The 17094-nt window shown below is 41.7% G+C and carries 15 protein-coding genes; 2 read left to right on the top strand and 13 right to left on the bottom strand.

All coding sequences use genetic code 11. The annotated features are described in order from the left end of the window. Positions 1 to 4: 4 nt before the first annotated feature. The 4 genes from NPE20_RS16985 to NPE20_RS17000 form a co-directional block, all read right to left on the bottom strand. A complete protein-coding gene (locus NPE20_RS16985; RefSeq protein WP_256539879.1) occupies positions 5 to 2074 on the bottom strand; it encodes a prolyl oligopeptidase family serine peptidase in 2070 nt (689 codons plus the stop codon). A 266-nt stretch (positions 2075 to 2340) separates the two neighbouring features. Then, positions 2341 to 3612, bottom strand: coding sequence for an MFS transporter (locus NPE20_RS16990; protein WP_256539880.1), 1272 nt, complete (start codon positions 3610 to 3612; stop codon positions 2341 to 2343). A 4-nt stretch (positions 3613 to 3616) separates the two neighbouring features. Further along, positions 3617 to 3850 carry a hypothetical protein gene (locus NPE20_RS16995; RefSeq protein ID WP_256539881.1) on the bottom strand — a complete coding sequence of 78 codons (234 nt, stop codon included), beginning with the start codon at positions 3848 to 3850 and terminating at the stop codon, positions 3617 to 3619. 4 nt (positions 3851 to 3854) lie between these two features. Further along, the gene (locus NPE20_RS17000; RefSeq protein WP_256539882.1) at positions 3855 to 4445 is read right to left on the bottom strand and encodes a TetR/AcrR family transcriptional regulator; all 591 of its coding nucleotides are present in this window, start codon (positions 4443 to 4445) and stop codon (positions 3855 to 3857) included. A gap of 162 nt (positions 4446 to 4607) precedes the next feature. Here NPE20_RS17000 and NPE20_RS17005 point away from each other — a divergent pair, with 162 nt between their 5' ends. Beyond that, complete coding sequence (locus NPE20_RS17005; RefSeq protein WP_256539883.1) at positions 4608 to 5927, top strand: polysaccharide deacetylase family protein; 1320 nt, start codon at positions 4608 to 4610, stop codon at positions 5925 to 5927. A 41-nt stretch (positions 5928 to 5968) separates the two neighbouring features. Here the strand turns inward: NPE20_RS17005 and NPE20_RS17010 are convergent, their stop codons facing one another. The 9 genes from NPE20_RS17010 to NPE20_RS17045 form a co-directional block, all read right to left on the bottom strand. Continuing rightward, entirely contained in the window at positions 5969 to 6178 is a 210-nt protein-coding gene (locus NPE20_RS17010; RefSeq protein WP_256539884.1) for a hypothetical protein, read from the bottom strand. A gap of 46 nt (positions 6179 to 6224) precedes the next feature. Continuing rightward, entirely contained in the window at positions 6225 to 6590 is a 366-nt protein-coding gene (locus NPE20_RS17015) for a response regulator (protein WP_256539886.1), read from the bottom strand. 160 nt (positions 6591 to 6750) lie between these two features. Beyond that, complete coding sequence (locus NPE20_RS17020) at positions 6751 to 8469, bottom strand: tetratricopeptide repeat protein (RefSeq protein ID WP_256539887.1); 1719 nt, start codon at positions 8467 to 8469, stop codon at positions 6751 to 6753. A gap of 179 nt (positions 8470 to 8648) precedes the next feature. Then, positions 8649 to 9959, bottom strand: a complete 1311-nt coding sequence (locus NPE20_RS17025) for an MFS transporter (RefSeq protein ID WP_256539888.1) — start codon at positions 9957 to 9959, stop codon at positions 8649 to 8651. Positions 9960 to 10035: 76 nt separating this feature from the next. After that, a complete protein-coding gene (locus NPE20_RS17030) occupies positions 10036 to 11424 on the bottom strand; it encodes a M20/M25/M40 family metallo-hydrolase (protein ID WP_256539889.1) in 1389 nt (462 codons plus the stop codon). A 54-nt stretch (positions 11425 to 11478) separates the two neighbouring features. Beyond that, positions 11479 to 13587, bottom strand: coding sequence for an ATP-dependent DNA helicase RecG (recG, locus tag NPE20_RS17035; RefSeq protein WP_256539890.1), 2109 nt, complete (start codon positions 13585 to 13587; stop codon positions 11479 to 11481). Between the two features lie 10 nt (positions 13588 to 13597). Then, positions 13598 to 13978: a RidA family protein gene (locus NPE20_RS17040; RefSeq protein ID WP_256539891.1), complete on the bottom strand. Its 381-nt coding sequence runs from the start codon at positions 13976 to 13978 to the stop codon at positions 13598 to 13600. Positions 13979 to 14008: 30 nt separating this feature from the next. After that, positions 14009 to 14152 carry a DUF6728 family protein gene (locus NPE20_RS26985; protein ID WP_354003261.1) on the bottom strand — a complete coding sequence of 48 codons (144 nt, stop codon included), beginning with the start codon at positions 14150 to 14152 and terminating at the stop codon, positions 14009 to 14011. A 75-nt stretch (positions 14153 to 14227) separates the two neighbouring features. Then, complete coding sequence (locus NPE20_RS17045) at positions 14228 to 15601, bottom strand: OmpA family protein (RefSeq protein WP_256539892.1); 1374 nt, start codon at positions 15599 to 15601, stop codon at positions 14228 to 14230. Between the two features lie 150 nt (positions 15602 to 15751). Between NPE20_RS17045 and NPE20_RS17050 the strand changes: the two genes are divergently transcribed. Further along, positions 15752 to 17041, top strand: coding sequence for an aminopeptidase P N-terminal domain-containing protein (locus tag NPE20_RS17050; protein WP_256539893.1), 1290 nt, complete (start codon positions 15752 to 15754; stop codon positions 17039 to 17041). Positions 17042 to 17094 lie beyond the last annotated feature (53 nt).

The following is a 17094-nucleotide window of genomic DNA, read 5'->3' on the forward strand; positions in this document are numbered from 1 at the left end:
TAGCTTACATTCCCAACTGGTTCATCACATATTCAAATACAAATGTCCAGTTATCTATGGCTTGCTGGGTGCTTTGGCCGCTGCCGTGGCCGCTGTCAAAATCCATGTGGAGAATGATAGGGTTGGTTTGGCCGGGGTTGTTCTGCAATGCAGCCACAAACTTTTTGGCGTTCATTGGGTCTACACGGGTATCGTTAGCGCCTGCGGTTACCAGCATGGGTGGTACGTTTACGCCAACCCTTATATTTTGGTAGGGCGAGTAACGCAGTAACCACCTAAACTGTTCCGCGTCTTCGGCCGCGCCGTATTCCGGGATCCAGTAACGGGCTATCAGGAATTTGTGGTAACGCAGCATATCCAGTAAAGGCACTTCGCATACTATGGCTTTAAACAGATCGGGGCGTTGGGTTGCCGCGGCACCCATCAGTAAGCCACCGTTACTACCGCCAAGGGCCACTATTTTACTTTCGGCTGTATATTTCTCTTTGATCAGCCATTCCGCGCAAGCGTAAAAATCGTCGAAGCTGTTTTGCTTTTTGGCCAGCATGCCGTCAAGGTGCCATTGCTCGCCAAACTCGTCGCCACCACGGATACCCGGCTGTACCACTATGCCGCCCGCCTGTATAAACGGTGCGTAAAAACCATAATAGCCCGGTTTAATACCCGCTTGAAAACCACCATAAGCGGTTAACAGCACGGGGTTATTGCCGTCCATTTTCAGATCTTTGCGGTGCACCACAAAGGCAGGCACGCGGCTGCCATCTTTACTGATATAGAACTTTATTTCGCCGGTTATCTGGCTCATATCAACAGGCAATATCCGTTGATAAAACAGCTTCCATTTATAATCTTTTGGCGATGCTACGTATGTTTTTGGGGTAGATGTAAAGGTAACCAGCGAAATATAAACCAGGTCTTCCTCCCTATCGTAAGTAATGCCGCCTATGCTGCCTTTCTCGGGCAGGGGCATTGCCCGTAGTTTTTTACCATCGAGGTTGTAAATGGTTAAGCGGCTCTCAATATCCTTTTTATCCTGAACGATGATGCTGTTTTTGGTAACTACATAGTTCTCCATAACCGTGCTGCTCTCGGGGATAAGCACTTTCCAGTTCTTATAATCCGGATGCAGCTTATCGGCTATCATCAACTTGCTTTTGGGGGCGTTATCATTGGTTTTTATGTACAGGCGGTTGCCGATAGCCTCGGGATAGGCCTGGAATTTTTTGCTGTTGTAGATTAGTTTGCCATCTTTAAGGCTACCTGTTGGGCGCATACGCAGGCTGTTGGAATAGAAATCGCCTTCGCCGCTAAAGGTTACATCGCTGTAGCGGTTATCGTATATAAAATAGCTGTTTTGGGCGTCTTTAGTAGTGCCCACAAAAGTTGCTTTCTCTATCGGGTCGCCAACTTTTAGGTAATAGGTTTTTAGGGGGCGCTGCTTATCCACATCTTCTTGACTGCGCAGGGTTACGTAGGCATGTTTTTGATCCTGCGCCCAATCAAAGCCGCTGGTATTGGTAATAGGCTCGTGGATCTGTTTACCGGTGCGGGTATCAATAAAGTAAACGGTGTTTACCTCGGCACCGCTGCGTTGCGCGCTGATGGCAGCGCGTTCGCCGTCATAAGTATAGCTGGTGCCGCTGGTTGATATTTTGCCTGCCGAATCTAACTGTACCGGGTCCCATATCAGCACTTTTTTACCATCCAGTATGGTGTAGATCTTATATTGCTTGTCGCCCTTCTTTTTCACCGTTTGGAAAACGCGCTTACCCACTGTGTTCAGCGGGCCTTCGTAATCCATGTTCAGGTAGGCAGCTATCTTCTCTTTCAGATCGGGATGAACCTTTTGTGTTTTTGTCAGGTACTCTACGCCATAATCGTGCTGTTTTTTTGTCCAGTCAATAACGTCCTGGTTCTTTTTGTCTTCCAGCCAGCGGTAGTTATCGGTAAGCTGTACGCCATGCAGGGTATCAACAACAGGAATAGCTTTAGTTTTTGGCGGGTCGAATTTTTGCTGTGCGTTTGCAGCCATGGCGGCGGTAGTAATTAGGGTGAGTAGCAGGCCTTTTTTCATTGCGATATTGCTAAGGATTGTTAGCTAATATAAGGAAAGTACTTGTTGGCGGCAATACTCCCCAAAAGGAATAAAACGAGGCGAAAAAAGGCGGTTTCAGGCCGTTTTTTGGCGTTCCATTTTACAAAAAAAGCGCAACAAACTATGAAAAAACTTATAGTGTTAAAATACGGAATTTTCTGTATTTTAAATAAAGAAATGCCTTGCCAAGGATAGATGTGTTCCACGTGTTCCATTCTCAAAATGGAACACTTCGACACATGAATTTAATGCGCTAAAGCCTCTTCGGGGATCACGGCAGCTTTGCTGCTATCTGCTTTCCTTTTTATAAGCCTATCCACCCGCGACATTAGCAAGATACTGAGTATTGATATTCCGACTACCACGTAGCCTACCATATCGTAATGAAGAAGTGGGCTGCCCTTACTTTGCTGGGTAACTATCATGCCCCCAACCGCGGCGGCCACACCACCCGCTATTTGCTGTAAAGATGCGTTGATGCTCATGAAAGCGCCCCTATCGGACATATCGGGGATGGCGCTGGTCAATGCCGACGATGGTATCATACGGCTCATAACACCCATCATCATTAAAATGTTAAAAACCATAACCAGCAGCAAAGGGGTTACCCCCAGGTTGGTGTACACCACGCACATGATCATGGTCCATATAGATGCCGCGATGAATATTTTAAACTTATCTATCTTATCGCTCAACTTACCCACCACAGGCATGATTACTAATGTGCTTATACCCGATACCATAAACAGTGAAGGCAGCTGCCCGTTAGTTAAGCCCAGATTATTAACGGCGAAAGCTGTACCGAAAGGCATCATCATAAAGCCGCCAATGGATAATAACGCGGTAGACGCAAAGCCAATACGGTAATCTGCTTTGGCAACGGTATGCAAAAAGTGTTTATATACCGATTTGTCTTTTTGTACGGTTAAGTGCTGTACAACAGGTTTTAGCTTTACCGCTATCAGCGCGGCTATAATAATGCTTAGTGAAGCTACCATCCAGAAAGGCGCTTCCCAGCCCCAGGCATTGGCAAGGTAAAGCCCAATAGGTATGCCCAAAACCTGGCTGCCGCCAAAGCCCATTTGTATAAAGCCCATTACACGGCCCCGTTGCTGCAAGGCAAACAGATCGGTAATTATGGCCATAGAGATGGAACCGATAACCCCGCCAAACAGACCGGTGATAATCCGCGCCGCTACCAGCACGGCATAGGTATGCGCCAAGCCGCAGAAGATAGTACCGGCAATAAAGCCCATGTAAAAAAATAGCAGCAGCTTCTTGCGGTCAAACTTATCGGCAAAGCCTGCTGTGAGCAGGCCCGAGATGCCCGCGCTAAAGGCATAGGCAGATACAGCAAAACCGAAGGCCGATGGTTTTAGGTTAAGCGATTTCATGAGCATATCGCCAAGGGGCGACATCACCATAAAATCGAGTATCACAGTAAACTGGGTGATAGCCAGTATAAATATTACAAATTTTTGATAGCCTGTAAAAGGTACCGGTTCTTGATTTTGCATTGTGTTAGGTTAGTTCACAGCATTGGTAGCCGTGTGGTTTTATTAATTCAATTATTTGCGCGTGGCTAAGCGTATATGATACAATTCGAAGCACACAATCTTCATCTTCCATATCAATGCTCCAGCATTTAATGTCGGGGTTGTTGTCCAGCAAAGCATGCAGCAGCAGTTTATCGCCATCGCAATTAATGTTGGTTTTAAATAATAGTATGTGATCAAAATTTTCTACAATATTCATAAGCTTACTTTTTTAGGGCTTTTACAACCAGGTCAAAAGTTTTCCAAAGTATCTCGTCCGTCATTTTAAAAGGCTTGCCAGCCATGCTTTGTCCCTCGTTTTCGAAACGGATAAGATTATATAAAGGCGCAAATGCTACCGACCAGTACACTTCAAACGGCATTACATCAATTTCGCCGCGTGCAATTACATTATCCATAAACTTGCCCATCACCAACTTAAAGTCTTTCAAAAAAGATGACAGAAAGATCTGCTGGTACGATGAGCTGCGCAATTGTTCAAAAAACAATGTCATAATGGGATTTGCCACCATATAGTTATATCTGTTCTCCCATTGCTTGCGCAAGCCTTGTTCAAACAGCATTTCGGGGTCAAAATCTTTTATCATGGCATCGCCCATTAAAGCACCTTCTTCAATAGCTATTTTAAGTATCAGGTCGTCTCGATCTTTATAATAGATGTAAAGCGTTGCTACTGATATGCTGCATGCCTTTGCCAGCTTATTCATACTAAAGCCTTCTAAGCCATGCTTTACAATTAGTTCAATAGCTTTTTGCTTTACCAGTTGTACTTTATCAGTGTTTCTAATACGCATCTAAATTATATTTCGCTACAAATATAAATGAATATTCATTCATTTATAAATTTATTATACTTTTTATAATGACGCAAATGCTAACAATGTTGTGACCATTTACTTATAAGACGAATAACTGCCGGTAACTTTTTATATTAGCTAAAACAATATGCATTAGCCATGAAAAATTTATTGTTACCCGTTATAACAGGGTGCCTTATAGCGAACCTATGTAACGCCCAAACAGGCAAAACCGAAATTACCCGCTGGCAGGATGGCAAAAAAGGCGCGGTATCTATTACCTGGGACGACGGTTCTATTAACCAGTTTAAAGTAGCCTTGCCTTTACTAAACCGCTTTAAGTTTCCGGGTACATTCTTCATTATTACCGGCCAAATCCCGGGTTCGCAATATCAGGGTAAATTTATAGGTAGGCCGGTTAAAGAGATCATCAGCGAAACAGCAACCGTTCCAACTAATAAAACTAACCTGTTCGAACGAGCTTCGGCAGCCAGTTACCTGGGTTTAGTTGGGCCGATGGATTATTATTACAACGCCGGTTCGCTTGTTGATGCGGGTAAAACCGATGAGGCAATAAAATTGATTGATGAGTTATATAAGAAAGTGCGGAATGGCGAATTTAAACCGGGTGTACAACATAATCCCGAGTATATGGATGCGCATGGCACTAACTGGGCTGAAATACGCAAATATGCGGCACAAGGCCATGAATTTGCCAGCCATATGATAACCCACCCGCGCCTGGCTATATTGGATGAGCCAAACATGTTATATGAAATGGAGAAGAGTAAGCTGGAAATACTAAATCACTTGGGTGCCAGCTATACCTTCTCGGGCGAGGGGCCTTTCGGTACCGAGAACGAACGGGTAATGGAATATGCATATAAAGTTTATCCGGCATTACGTAACCGCATGCCCGAGCCCTGGCTAAAAGAAATAACCCGTGGCAATAAAAGTAACCCCGGCAATACCGATAAAGAGTACATACAGTTTCAGCGGGGCGCTACTACTAAAACACCGCTGCCAATGATGAAGGCATGGGTTGATACTACCGTTAACAAAAACAATACCTGGCTGGTGCTTACCATTCATGGCGTTGAGGGTATTGGCTGGGAGGCTTTGCCAAAACAGGAACTGGATGAATATTTTACCTACATTAAAGCCCGCCAAAAAAACTTATGGGTAGCCACATTTGGCAATGTTACCCGTTACATGCGCGAAAGGCAAAGTGCCAAACTGCAAGTTAAGCAGGGAGATGGAAAAATTACAGTTAGCTTATCGCACCCGCTTAATAAAGCCATGTACAATGTGCCGCTTACGCTTAAAACCTATATACCCCAAAAATGGAAAACTGTAAAAATAGCTCAGGGTAATAAATCCCGGATAGTAAAGCCTGTTATTGCCCTGGATGAAAAAGGGCCGTATGTTTTATACCGGGCTTACCCTAATGATGCCCAAATAACATTATCGGGCATATAACATTAACCGATAGTTACGTAGTTAACCGATGATGTTGCCGTTTATTGTGCAGAACTAACCTGTGTGTTTTTTTTATCTGTAGTTTCCCATACTGAACCGTACACGTATGATTTTTTTTCGCAAAGATTACAGGAATACCTTTTTATAGGCAGCCAAAATAATGTTGCTTTTACTAAAATGGGCCTTCGCGCACGGTTGGTTAATTTTCCTTTACTGCAATGCGGGCAGGCTTTTTTTTGTCTTGTTTCCATTTTGGGTATTGTAAACTTTAACAATTAATAAAATTATTATTTATGTCTAAGCAGCTATCATAGCAAGGGCTTTTATCATTTCCGATTTGCTTACCGGCTTTGGCAGGAAAGCATTAGGATGCGTTTGATTAGCCAGATTTATTATATCTGCAGATGTTGTGGACGATTGAAAGATGAAAGGGATATGTAGATGATGGTTGATATAATTTGCAAGGTCAATTCCGTTCTCCTCGCCTTTTATCATAATATCAGTTATTACCAGGTCTACATTCATAACCCTTAGATCTTTTACAGCTTCATTATAGCATTCAGCTATTCCGCAAATGTTATGGCCTATATTAAGAAGCATCTTCTTTAACGCAAAGGCAATTAAAGGGTTATTTTCTACAATATAGATGTGCAACTTTTGCATGAAAATTAATTTTAATACCTTGTATATAAAACGCACAATATGTTGCTGTAATTACTTCTTATGTATATTTTTTCAAATATGATTCAAAATGCCTGTTTATAAGAATTTTATGGGTGGACAAAATCGCGACAAATACCCAAAAATGTGGCTTTAGGATGCGTTAAAGATCATTTACGATATCCTCTATCTCTTCATCTTCCGAAAGGTTCATTTTTTTACGCAAACGTTGTTTTGCTTTTTTAATACCATCAACAGTTATGCCCAGCATACCGGCCATCTCTTTATTATTAAGTTTTAGTTTAATTAGTGCAAGCAGCCTTATATCAGTATCAGATAAATTATCATACTTACGACGAAGGTTGTAAAAGAAAGTACCGTGCACCCTTGAAAAAAGCTTTTTAAACTGGGCCCAGTTATCATCTGTCATGATATGGACCTCCATCATTTTATCCAGGCTGCTTGCAATATCTGCGTCGCTAAATTTTGACTGAACATTTTCCAGTTCTGTCTTAATTTCATCTATCAGAATGTTTTTTTGCATGAGCCTTTCGGTGTAGCCATTCAGCGCTAGTGTGGCATTTTTTAGCTCTTCATCAACCCTAAGCTTCTCTGATATTATTAACTCTTTATCTTTTTTTGCTTTTAGCCTCTGGCGGTTATATATAAGTGCGGTTATCACTATTAAGAGTAGCAACACTATAATTATTGTTTTTTGCTTAAAGTCCTCTATCTGGGCGCTCTTTTTTAGGTTCTTAAGCTCTTCGTTGCTTTTTTCCATTATCCATTGCAGCCTCACACGCTCAATAGCAGTAATGTTATCGCGCTTGGCAACACTATCCCGTAAATTTTCTGATATACTCCTATAGACTATAGCTTTTTCAACGTTTTTAAACCGTTCGCTAAGTATTGCCTTTAATTCATAGTATTGTACCCGCTGTGTTAATACATTTTCGCTGGTCTTTAACAGTAACTTATCTGCAGCATCTAATTGTAGGCCCGCCAGCTTTAGCTTACCCTGATCAAGATTAATATATATCAATCTTAATAAAGCGATAGCAGAATTTAACGTTTGATCATATTTTAATGATTGGCTATAATCTGCCTGTATCAGCGGTAGCGCTTTATTATAATGCTTTTGCAAAAAGTATATGGAACCTATATTGCCTGTTGCAATAGCAGCCCATACAGAATCCTTAACAAGTATTGCCATATGAAAGGCATTATTAAAATAAGCCATCGCTGTTTGATATTGCCCTTCATTACGGTAGGTAAGCCCAATAGTGTTTATAATATTTATACGCACACTTGATACTATAGGCTGATATTTTAAAGCGTGGCGCAGGTTGTCGCGTGCATTGTCAAAGTCGCCCAGGGAATAGTAAAAATTTGCTGTTTCAGAAAAAAGCGTCCCCATATCGGGTACATTATCAAAACCAACCTCACGCAGGGTGGCTTCGCTCAAAAGGTAATACCGGCAAGCTGCAGTATTTTGTTTGTAAAGGGAATAATAGTTGGCTTTGCGATGCTGATAAATACCAGCTTCCAGTGGGAGTTTCTCCTCTTTTGCAAAGGCAATAGCCCTGTCAAAATGCTTAGTACTTAATGGGTTGTAGCCCCGGTTTACTGAGTAATAATCGGCACGCATATCGCATATGGCGCATTCAAGTTTTAAATCGTCCAGGTTAATGGCTAGTTGTTGCAAATCGTCCAGGCTTTTTATGGCATCCGGCTCATTCATTTTGCGGCAATTTATCCTGTAAATCTTCCTTGCGGCATCTACGCGGCGGGTAGCCGTAGTATCTTTTAAGCTTGTAAAAATATTAGGGCGGTATATAGGTTTGCCATCCAAACTATAGGTAAGTAATGGTGCAAAAAACATTAACCAAAATGGTAAAACATATAAAAACTTACTCCGTAAGTTATTTGAACACTTTGCAGCCAAAGACTTAATCAATAGTTATTAATAGAAAATATATTTTTCCCTAAAGGTGAATATTATTTTCACAGGTAACGCCACTAAATTCAGCTTTAATTAAAAGTAAATTCGTCTTTTTTAAGCTACTGCTTTATAACAGCAGGTTCCTGGATGTGATTTAAAGATAATGGTATCAGCTTTTTGGTTTTAAGCCAGGTAATAGTTACGATCATTAACGTCATGCTGCCACCAAATATAACTGCGGGTACGGTACCTAAAAGCTTTGCCGCCATGCCAGATTCAAAATCGCCTATTTCGTTAGATGAACCAATAAACATAGAGTTTACAGCCGATACACGCCCACGCATATGGTCGGGGGTTAACAACTGCATAATGGTACCCCTGATAATAACGCTCACGCTATCAAAGGCGCCCTGTAAAAACAGGAACAGTAATGACAAGTAGAATATATGAGACAGGCCGAAGCCGATAATAGATACACCAAACCCGGCTACTGCAATGAGCAGATTACGCCATGGCTTGTTCATTGGCGAAAAGCGGATCATAGCTAACATGGTTAACGCAGCACCTAATGACGATGCCATACGCATGATGCCCAGCCCTTCGGCGCCTACTTTTAAAATATCAAGGGCAAATACAGGTAATAATGCCACAACACCACCAAAAAACACCGAAAACAGATCAAGGCTCATGGCGTAGAACATTATCTTGTTGGTGAAAACAAAGTTTAACCCTTCTTTTAAGCTGATCCAAATATTTTCTTTTGGGATAAAAACGGGTGGGTACTCGCGCAGCATATAAACCAATACCAGCGATATCAGCATGAATATAAGCGTTAAACCAAATGTTGCAGTTATGCCACTCAATCCCGGTATAATATGATGTGCAAAGCCATAGATAAAACCACCCGTGAGCGGCCCAAGGATTGATGCTACCTGCCAGCTCGAGCTGCTCCAGGTACTGCCATTTGGATAAAGTTCCTTTGGAATGCTTTGCGCGTAAATGGTAAAGGTTGCAGGGCCATAAAAAGCACGGGCAAGGCCATTGCAAAATATCATGGCGTAAAGTATGGCAAGTATACCCGTTGTATGCAATTGCGAGGCAACACTTGTTAATGTAGCCACAAACATTACCAATGACGATAAAAACACACCCGCAAATATGATAAGGAGCATTTTCCGTTTTTCGTACTTATCAGCAATATAACCACCATAAAGCGCTATGCCTACCGCCGGGATGGCTTCGCTTAAACCTATAAATGCCAGTGCAATTTTACTATGTGTTAACTGGTAAATATAAAACCCAAGTACAACAGTTTGCATTTGGTAGGCAAACGTGAAGAAAAATCGCATCCCAATATATGAGCGGAAATCCTTGTATTTAAGGGCTGCAAATGAATCTACTTGGGGTTTGGGGTTTTCCTCGTCTGGCAATGTGGTAGTGTATTAATGTGAGGCCGCAATTTACAATAGTAGCACGCGGCCTCAAAATGTAATTGACACAGGACTGTTAAAAATTTAAACCATGCTGATCTATCAGGTAAACTAATGCTGTAATAGCTGCAGCACCCAACTCCAATTCACGCTTGTTAACATTTTCAAAAACATCATTTGGTGTGTGATGGATATCAAAGTACCGTTGCGAATCTGGCCTGAAACCTATAAGCATGATAGAAGGTATGGTTTCCTTTAAAGGGCCAATATCTGTACCACCGCCACCGGCAACCAGTCTGTCGGCTTCGTAAGGCTCTAATAAGCCCTTCCAGTTCTTGTTAATATCTTTTAAGAAAGATGCCGATGCCCCCTGAAAGCTAAAGCCACGCGGGGTAAAACCTCCTTCGTCTGTTTCAATGGCTGCAATATGTTCTTCTTTATTAGCGGCGGCAAGTTCGGCATATTTTATACCGCCTTTGTGGCCATTTTCTTCATTCATAAAAAACACCGCCCTTATTGAGTTTTTAGGGCGATAACCGGTTGCTTTGAAGATCCTTAAAACTTCGGCAGATTGCATTACACCTGTACCATCATCATGCGCGCCTTCGGCCAGGTCCCATGAATCAAGGTGGCCACCAACGGTGATAAATTTATTAGGGTTTTCGCTTCCCTTTATCTCGCCAATAACGTTGTATGATTTTACATCGGGCAGGGTTTGGCAGCTTTGTTTAAAATAGAATTTAATAAGCGGCAACTTGCGTAACCTAAGCATATTGCTCAGCTTGTTTGCGGCTAAGGTTGATATAGCAGCGGCAGGTATTTTTGTTACACCATCTGCATAAACAGTGCCGCCAGTGTGCGGGTAATCGTCAAGCGCGGGTGTAATAGAACGTACTATTGCCCCAACAGCACCGTATTTTGCTGCTGCCGATGGGCCGGCAAAACGCTGTATGCCTGCTGCGCCATAACCTGCGCCGGTTTCAATAAAGCGCTGATCAAACGGGCCGTTGAAAAAAACGATTTTTCCTTTGATAACACTCTCGCCCAAATCATCTAATTCTTTTAAACTTCTTACCTCTACAATATTGGCTGTTATACCTGCAGCAGGTGTACCTATAGACATGCCCAAAGCAGCAATAGGTACGGCTATCTTCTTTTTCCCATCAATAATATAGGCTTGTTCTTTAGCGCCCCTAACCCAGTGTGGCACCATTACTTCCTGCAGGTAAACCCTATCGAAGCCATAGCCCTCCATTAGTTTTTTGCTCCACTCAACAGATTTTGCCGCGCCAGCAGATCCGCTTAAGCGCTGACCAATATTTTTACACAGATAACGCAGGTTCTCGTAGCATTGGCCGTTAACCAAAGCCTCGTCATAAAACTTACGGATCTGTACCGAATCTTGTGCTTTTGAACAAATTGCGCCGGTTGAGAGGATGATAAGGATAAAAAGGAAATTTTTCATGATAAGTAGCGTTTAAGCAAATGTAATATTTGCTGCGCATTTTCATCAATACCTTTAAGATATTTTATCCCAGCTTAAACCGGCATTTTTTGCCTGAAAGGCGAGGTTAAGGATCTGGTTTTCCGGCGCGACCAGTTGAGGGTCTTTTTCAAATATTTCGATAACGCAGTTTCGGGCTTGCTGCAATATCTCCTGATCGGTAGTTAAGTCGGCCACCTTAAGGTCGAGCACGCCACTTTGTTGTGTGCCTTCTATATTGCCCGGGCCGCGCAGCTGCATATCAATTTCGGCTATCTCGAAGCCATTATTGGTTTTTACCATGGTATTGAGCCTTATACGGCCATCATGACTAAGCTTTTCGTTACTCATCAAAATACAGTATGATTGCTCGGCACCACGGCCAACGCGCCCACGTAACTGGTGTAATTGCGAAAGGCCAAAGCGCTCGGCATTTTCAATGATCATTACAGATGCATTGGGGATATTTACCCCAACCTCTATTACAGTAGTAGCCACCATTATCTGCGTTTCGCCTTTTACAAAACGCTGCATTTCAAAATCTTTTTCGGCAGGTTTTAATTTGCCGTGCACTATGCTGATACGATAATCAGGTAACGGAAACTCGCGCGACATGATCTCGGCACCGTCCATCAGGTTCTTTAAATCGAGCTTTTCACTTTCCTTTATTAAAGGATACACCACATATATCTGCCGGCCTTTGGCAATTTCCTGCTTCATAAAGCCAAACATGCGCAGGCGTTGGGCTTCATAAAAGTGCAGGGTTTGGATAGGTTTACGACCTGCAGGCAGCTCATTAATTACAGAAATATCAAGGTCGCCATACATGGTCATAGCCAGGGTGCGGGGGATAGGGGTGGCTGTCATCACCAGTATATGAGGTGGCACAACATTTTTTCGCCAAAGTTTGGCGCGTTGCTCCACACCAAACCTATGCTGCTCATCAATTACCACCAGGCCAAGGTTTTTGTATTGAACTTTATCTTCAATAAGCGCGTGGGTACCTATTAGTATATTAAGTGTGCCGTCTTCCAGTTTCTCATGAATAACCTTTCGTGCTTTGTTAGGTACCGAACCTGTTAACAGGGCTACCTCGATAAAGCCTTCGCCAACCAAACTTTTTATAGTTTGATAGTGCTGGTTTGCCAGGATCTCGGTAGGGGCCATAATGCAGGTTTGGAAACCATTATCAATAGCTATAAGCATGCTCATTAATGCTACAACCGTTTTGCCGCTGCCTACATCGCCTTGCAGTAAGCGATTCATTTGCACACCACGTTGGGTGTCCATCCTTATTTCTTTTAAAACCCGCTTCTGCGAATTGGTTAACGTGAATGGTAGTTTATGATGATAAAACTCATTAAAGTAAGTACCAACAGATTCAAATATATTACCCTTGAATTTTTGGGTGCGTGTCAATTTGGTTTTTAACAGCTTTAACTGCAGGAAGAATAGCTCTTCAAACTTTAAACGGTATTGGGCTTCCTTTAACTGATTGGCATCATTGGGAAAATGAATGTTACGGTAAGCTTCCTGTCGCCCCACCAGTTTAAAGCGATTTAAAATATACGCAGGTAGGTTCTCGTGAATTTCTTTAGCGGTTTGTTCAAGTAAACCTGCTATAAGTTTTTGCAGGCCTTTGCTATCTAAAGTAAACTGCTTTAGCTTTTCGGTAGAGTTATATGCCGGCTGAAGCATTAAGTTACCCTTTTGCTGTTGCATACCAGGTAAATACAGCTCCATTTCGGGATGCGCCATTTGGGCTTTGTTATTGAAAAAACCGGGCTTGCCAAATATCACATAAACCTTGCCGGGAACAAGCATCTTCTCCACCCATTTTATGCCCTGAAACCATACCAGCTCTATTGTGCCAGTATCATCGTGTGCCTGGGCAACTAAGCGTTTGGTGCGTTTTTCGCCAATAATTTCTTTTTTGGTTAAGCGTGCCAACACCTGCACATAGGGCATATCCGGCTGTATATCTTTAACCTTATAGAACCGGGTACGGTCTATATACTTATAAGGGAAATGCCTTAACAGATCTTCAAAATTGTAAATCTGCAATTCCTTTTTTAGCACATCCGCGCGGGATAGGCCTACACCTTTTAAATATTCAATGGGTGTTTGAAAATGCTGATTATTCAATTTTATGTGATCAGGACTTTAAAGCAATTACAGATATTTCTACATTAACACCTTTGGGTAGTGCCGATACCTGTACCGTTTCGCGGGCAGGGAAATTGGCCGTAAAGTAAGAGCCATATACTTCATTTACCTGTGCAAAGGTTTGCATATCTGTTAAAAATATGGTGGTCTTTATGATCTGATCAAAACCGGTACCGGCTTCGGTTAGTATCGCTTTAAGATTTTCCATTACCATGGTTGTCTCATCAGTTATACCAGTGGTGATGATTTCGCCTGTTTTTGGATCTGATGGTATTTGTCCGGAAACAAATAGTAAACCATTAGCAGCAACAGCCTGGCTGTAAGGGCCTATAGGGGCGGGGGCATTATTAGTATTAATAATAGTTTTCATTTATGGAGTGATGTGATTATTATAATAAGGCTACTTTTTTAGTATGAACCATTGAATAAGCTTCCAAATAATGCCGAGCAAAAACATGCTTATTGCAATAGCATTAATTACATGCATTACCTTAAGATTAAAGCTGGTAGGCCTGTTGGGGTCTTTTTTTCTAAAAAAGTACATAATACAAATTTAATAAAAAAAAGAAAGCCCCCCGAGTTATTCGGGGGGCTTCTTAAATAATATTTTATTTAGATATTATCTTTGTTTGAAAGAAACACGACGGTTTGCAACACGTCCTTCTTCAGTTGAGTTATCAGCTATCGGGTTAGTTTCACCGTAACCTTTAACTTTTAATTTTGATGCAGCAACACCAGAGTTAACTAAGTAAGTTTTTACAGAGTTAGCACGGTCACGTGATAATGATAAGTTGTGAGCAGCAGTACCTTCAGATGAAGCGTAACCATCGATCTCAACAGTTTTACCAGATGAACGTAGATCAGCTGAAGTAGCATCTAACACTGGGTAAGAAGAAGTTCTTAATACTGAGCTATCAAATTCAAACTGGATGTTTGAGTAAGCAGCAGCAGTAGCAGCAGTTGCAGTTGTATCTTTAGGGAATACAATAACGCAACCAGAACCGTCAACAACGCTACCAGCAGGAGTGTTAGGGCATTTGTCAAATTGATCAGATACACCGTCACCATCAGAATCTTTCTTAAGATCAGTAACTGCGTTTTCAACGTTAGTTACACGGCCTTTAAGGGCTTCAACTTCCTGACGTAAAGCTGCATCGTATAATTCGTCATACATCATAGCAACTGGGTTAACCCACTCTAAGCTTGGTTTTGATTTTGAACCCAAAGTGAATTCTAAACCACCGTAACCGTAAGAGTAGTGATCTTTTCTGTTATCAGGTTTTGTTAAACCGTCAAAGTTACCACCGTCAATAAAGTTTTGAGTGTAACCAAAGTTTAATGCAACAACATCGCTCAGTCTGAATTTAACACCAGCACCAATTGGTACTACAAATTCTTTAACGTAGCTACCTGTTCCAGCAGCGCCGCCAGCAGCGCCGTCTTTGAAATCAAAAGGAACACCAGCTGAATTAACACCAGTTGGGTTGTACATAGCCAAACCAGCACCAGCGTTAATGAAGAAGTTAACAGAGTTTTTACGACGGATAAAGTCGATAGTAGCAACGTTAACAACACCACTTAAAGTAGCCTGATAAAATTTAGTTGAGTAAGCAGCAGGGTTACCAGCAATGCTGCTGTTATCGCCAGATACTTTACCACCGCGTACATCTAATTGTAAACCAAAGTTGTGACCCAGTTGGTTTCTTATAGATATACCATAACCTAATTCAACGTTATGATTTGCATAATCGTTAGACCCGCCACCGGTTGCTAAGCTTGGTGAAGTTGCACCAACGTTAACACCTATGCTCCAGGTTTTGTATTGTCCCCTTCCGCCAAATACCTTGGCAGTGGTTGTTGCAGACGTGGTTGTGTCTGCTGTTGTGGTGGTGGTTGTGGTAGTAGTGGAGTCTGTCTGCGCACTAACCATTCCAGCAACCAGCAAAGAAGCACAAGATAATGCTACTGATTTCTTTAATGTAGAATAATTCATAGTTTTAAGATTAAACGATTTAATTGTGATTTTTTTCAAAATTAGTAATTATGTTTGAAACAAATACCAAATCTTGTTCCAAAATTCATAATATCTACTACAATCAGTAGAAATAATTTGTTTTTATAAAAATTAATATTTTAATAATTCATGAAATATCTTCCTGTTAGCGAACGGTTATTTACAAATAATAGAAAAAATTTCGTTTCGCGAATAAAATCAAACTCTGTAGCTATATTTCACTCAAATGATGAGTTCCCGAGGAATGGTGATCAGACATTCCTTTTTAAGCAAAATCCCGATTTTTACTATCTCACAGGCATAGATCAGGAACAAAGCATATTAGTTTTATATCCCGATTGTCCTAATCAGCAATACAAAGAAGTACTTTTTTTAAGACAAACAAACGAACACATCGCCATTTGGGAAGGACATAAATACACAAAAGAAGAAGCGCGTAAAGCATCGGGTATAGATAATATTTATTGGCTGCACGAGTACGATAGTATTTTACATACCATTATAAACTATGCTGATAATATTTATATCAATACTAACGAAAATGACCGGTACACGCATACTGTGCCCTATCGCGACTTAAGGTTCCTGGAAACATTGCGTCAAAAATACCCCCTGCACCACTATGAACGTTCGGCGCCGATATTGCGCGATCTGCGTGTTGTAAAATCGGATATTGAGATAGAACTTACCCAAAAAGCTTGTGACATAACCAACGATGCCTTCATACGCGTACTAAAATTTGTACAACCCGGTGTAACCGAGTATGAAATTGAAGCCGAAATAACCCATGAGTTTTTAAGGCAACGTGCAACCGGCCATGCTTACAGCCCAATTATTGCATCGGGCAAAAATGCCATTGTTCTGCATTATACCGATAACAACCAGGTTTGTAATGATGGTGATGTGATACTATTTGACTGGGCTGCCGAATATGCTAACTATAATGCCGACATGAGCCGCTCTATACCGGTGAATGGCCGCTTTACCAAACGCCAGCGCAATGTATATGACGCTGTACTGCGTGTTATGCGCGCCGCCACCAAAATGTTAGTTGCCGGTACCATATGGAACGACTACCATGACGAAGTAGGTAGAATTATGACCGGCGAGCTTATTGACCTTGGCTTATTGAAAAAGCATGAAGTTGAAAAGCAAGACCCTAAGATGCCTTTATACAAAAAGTACTTTATGCATGGAACATCCCACCATTTAGGTTTAGATGTGCACGATATTGCCAGCCGTTACAAGCCTTTTGAAGTTGGCAATATTTTAACTTGCGAGCCAGGGATCTATATCCCCGAAGAGGGCCTTGCTATCCGTTTAGAGAACGATATTCTGATAACCAAAGATGGCAACCGCGACCTGATGGCCAACATACCTATAGAGGCGGAGCATATTGAAGAATTAATGAACGCTTAGAGGAGATCAAGATTTTTAGATTCAAGAATCAGGACGTGGGAAGCCTTGTATAA

The sequence above is a fragment of the Mucilaginibacter aquariorum genome (assembly GCF_024498135.1).
Lineage (GTDB): Bacteria > Bacteroidota > Bacteroidia > Sphingobacteriales > Sphingobacteriaceae > Mucilaginibacter > Mucilaginibacter aquariorum.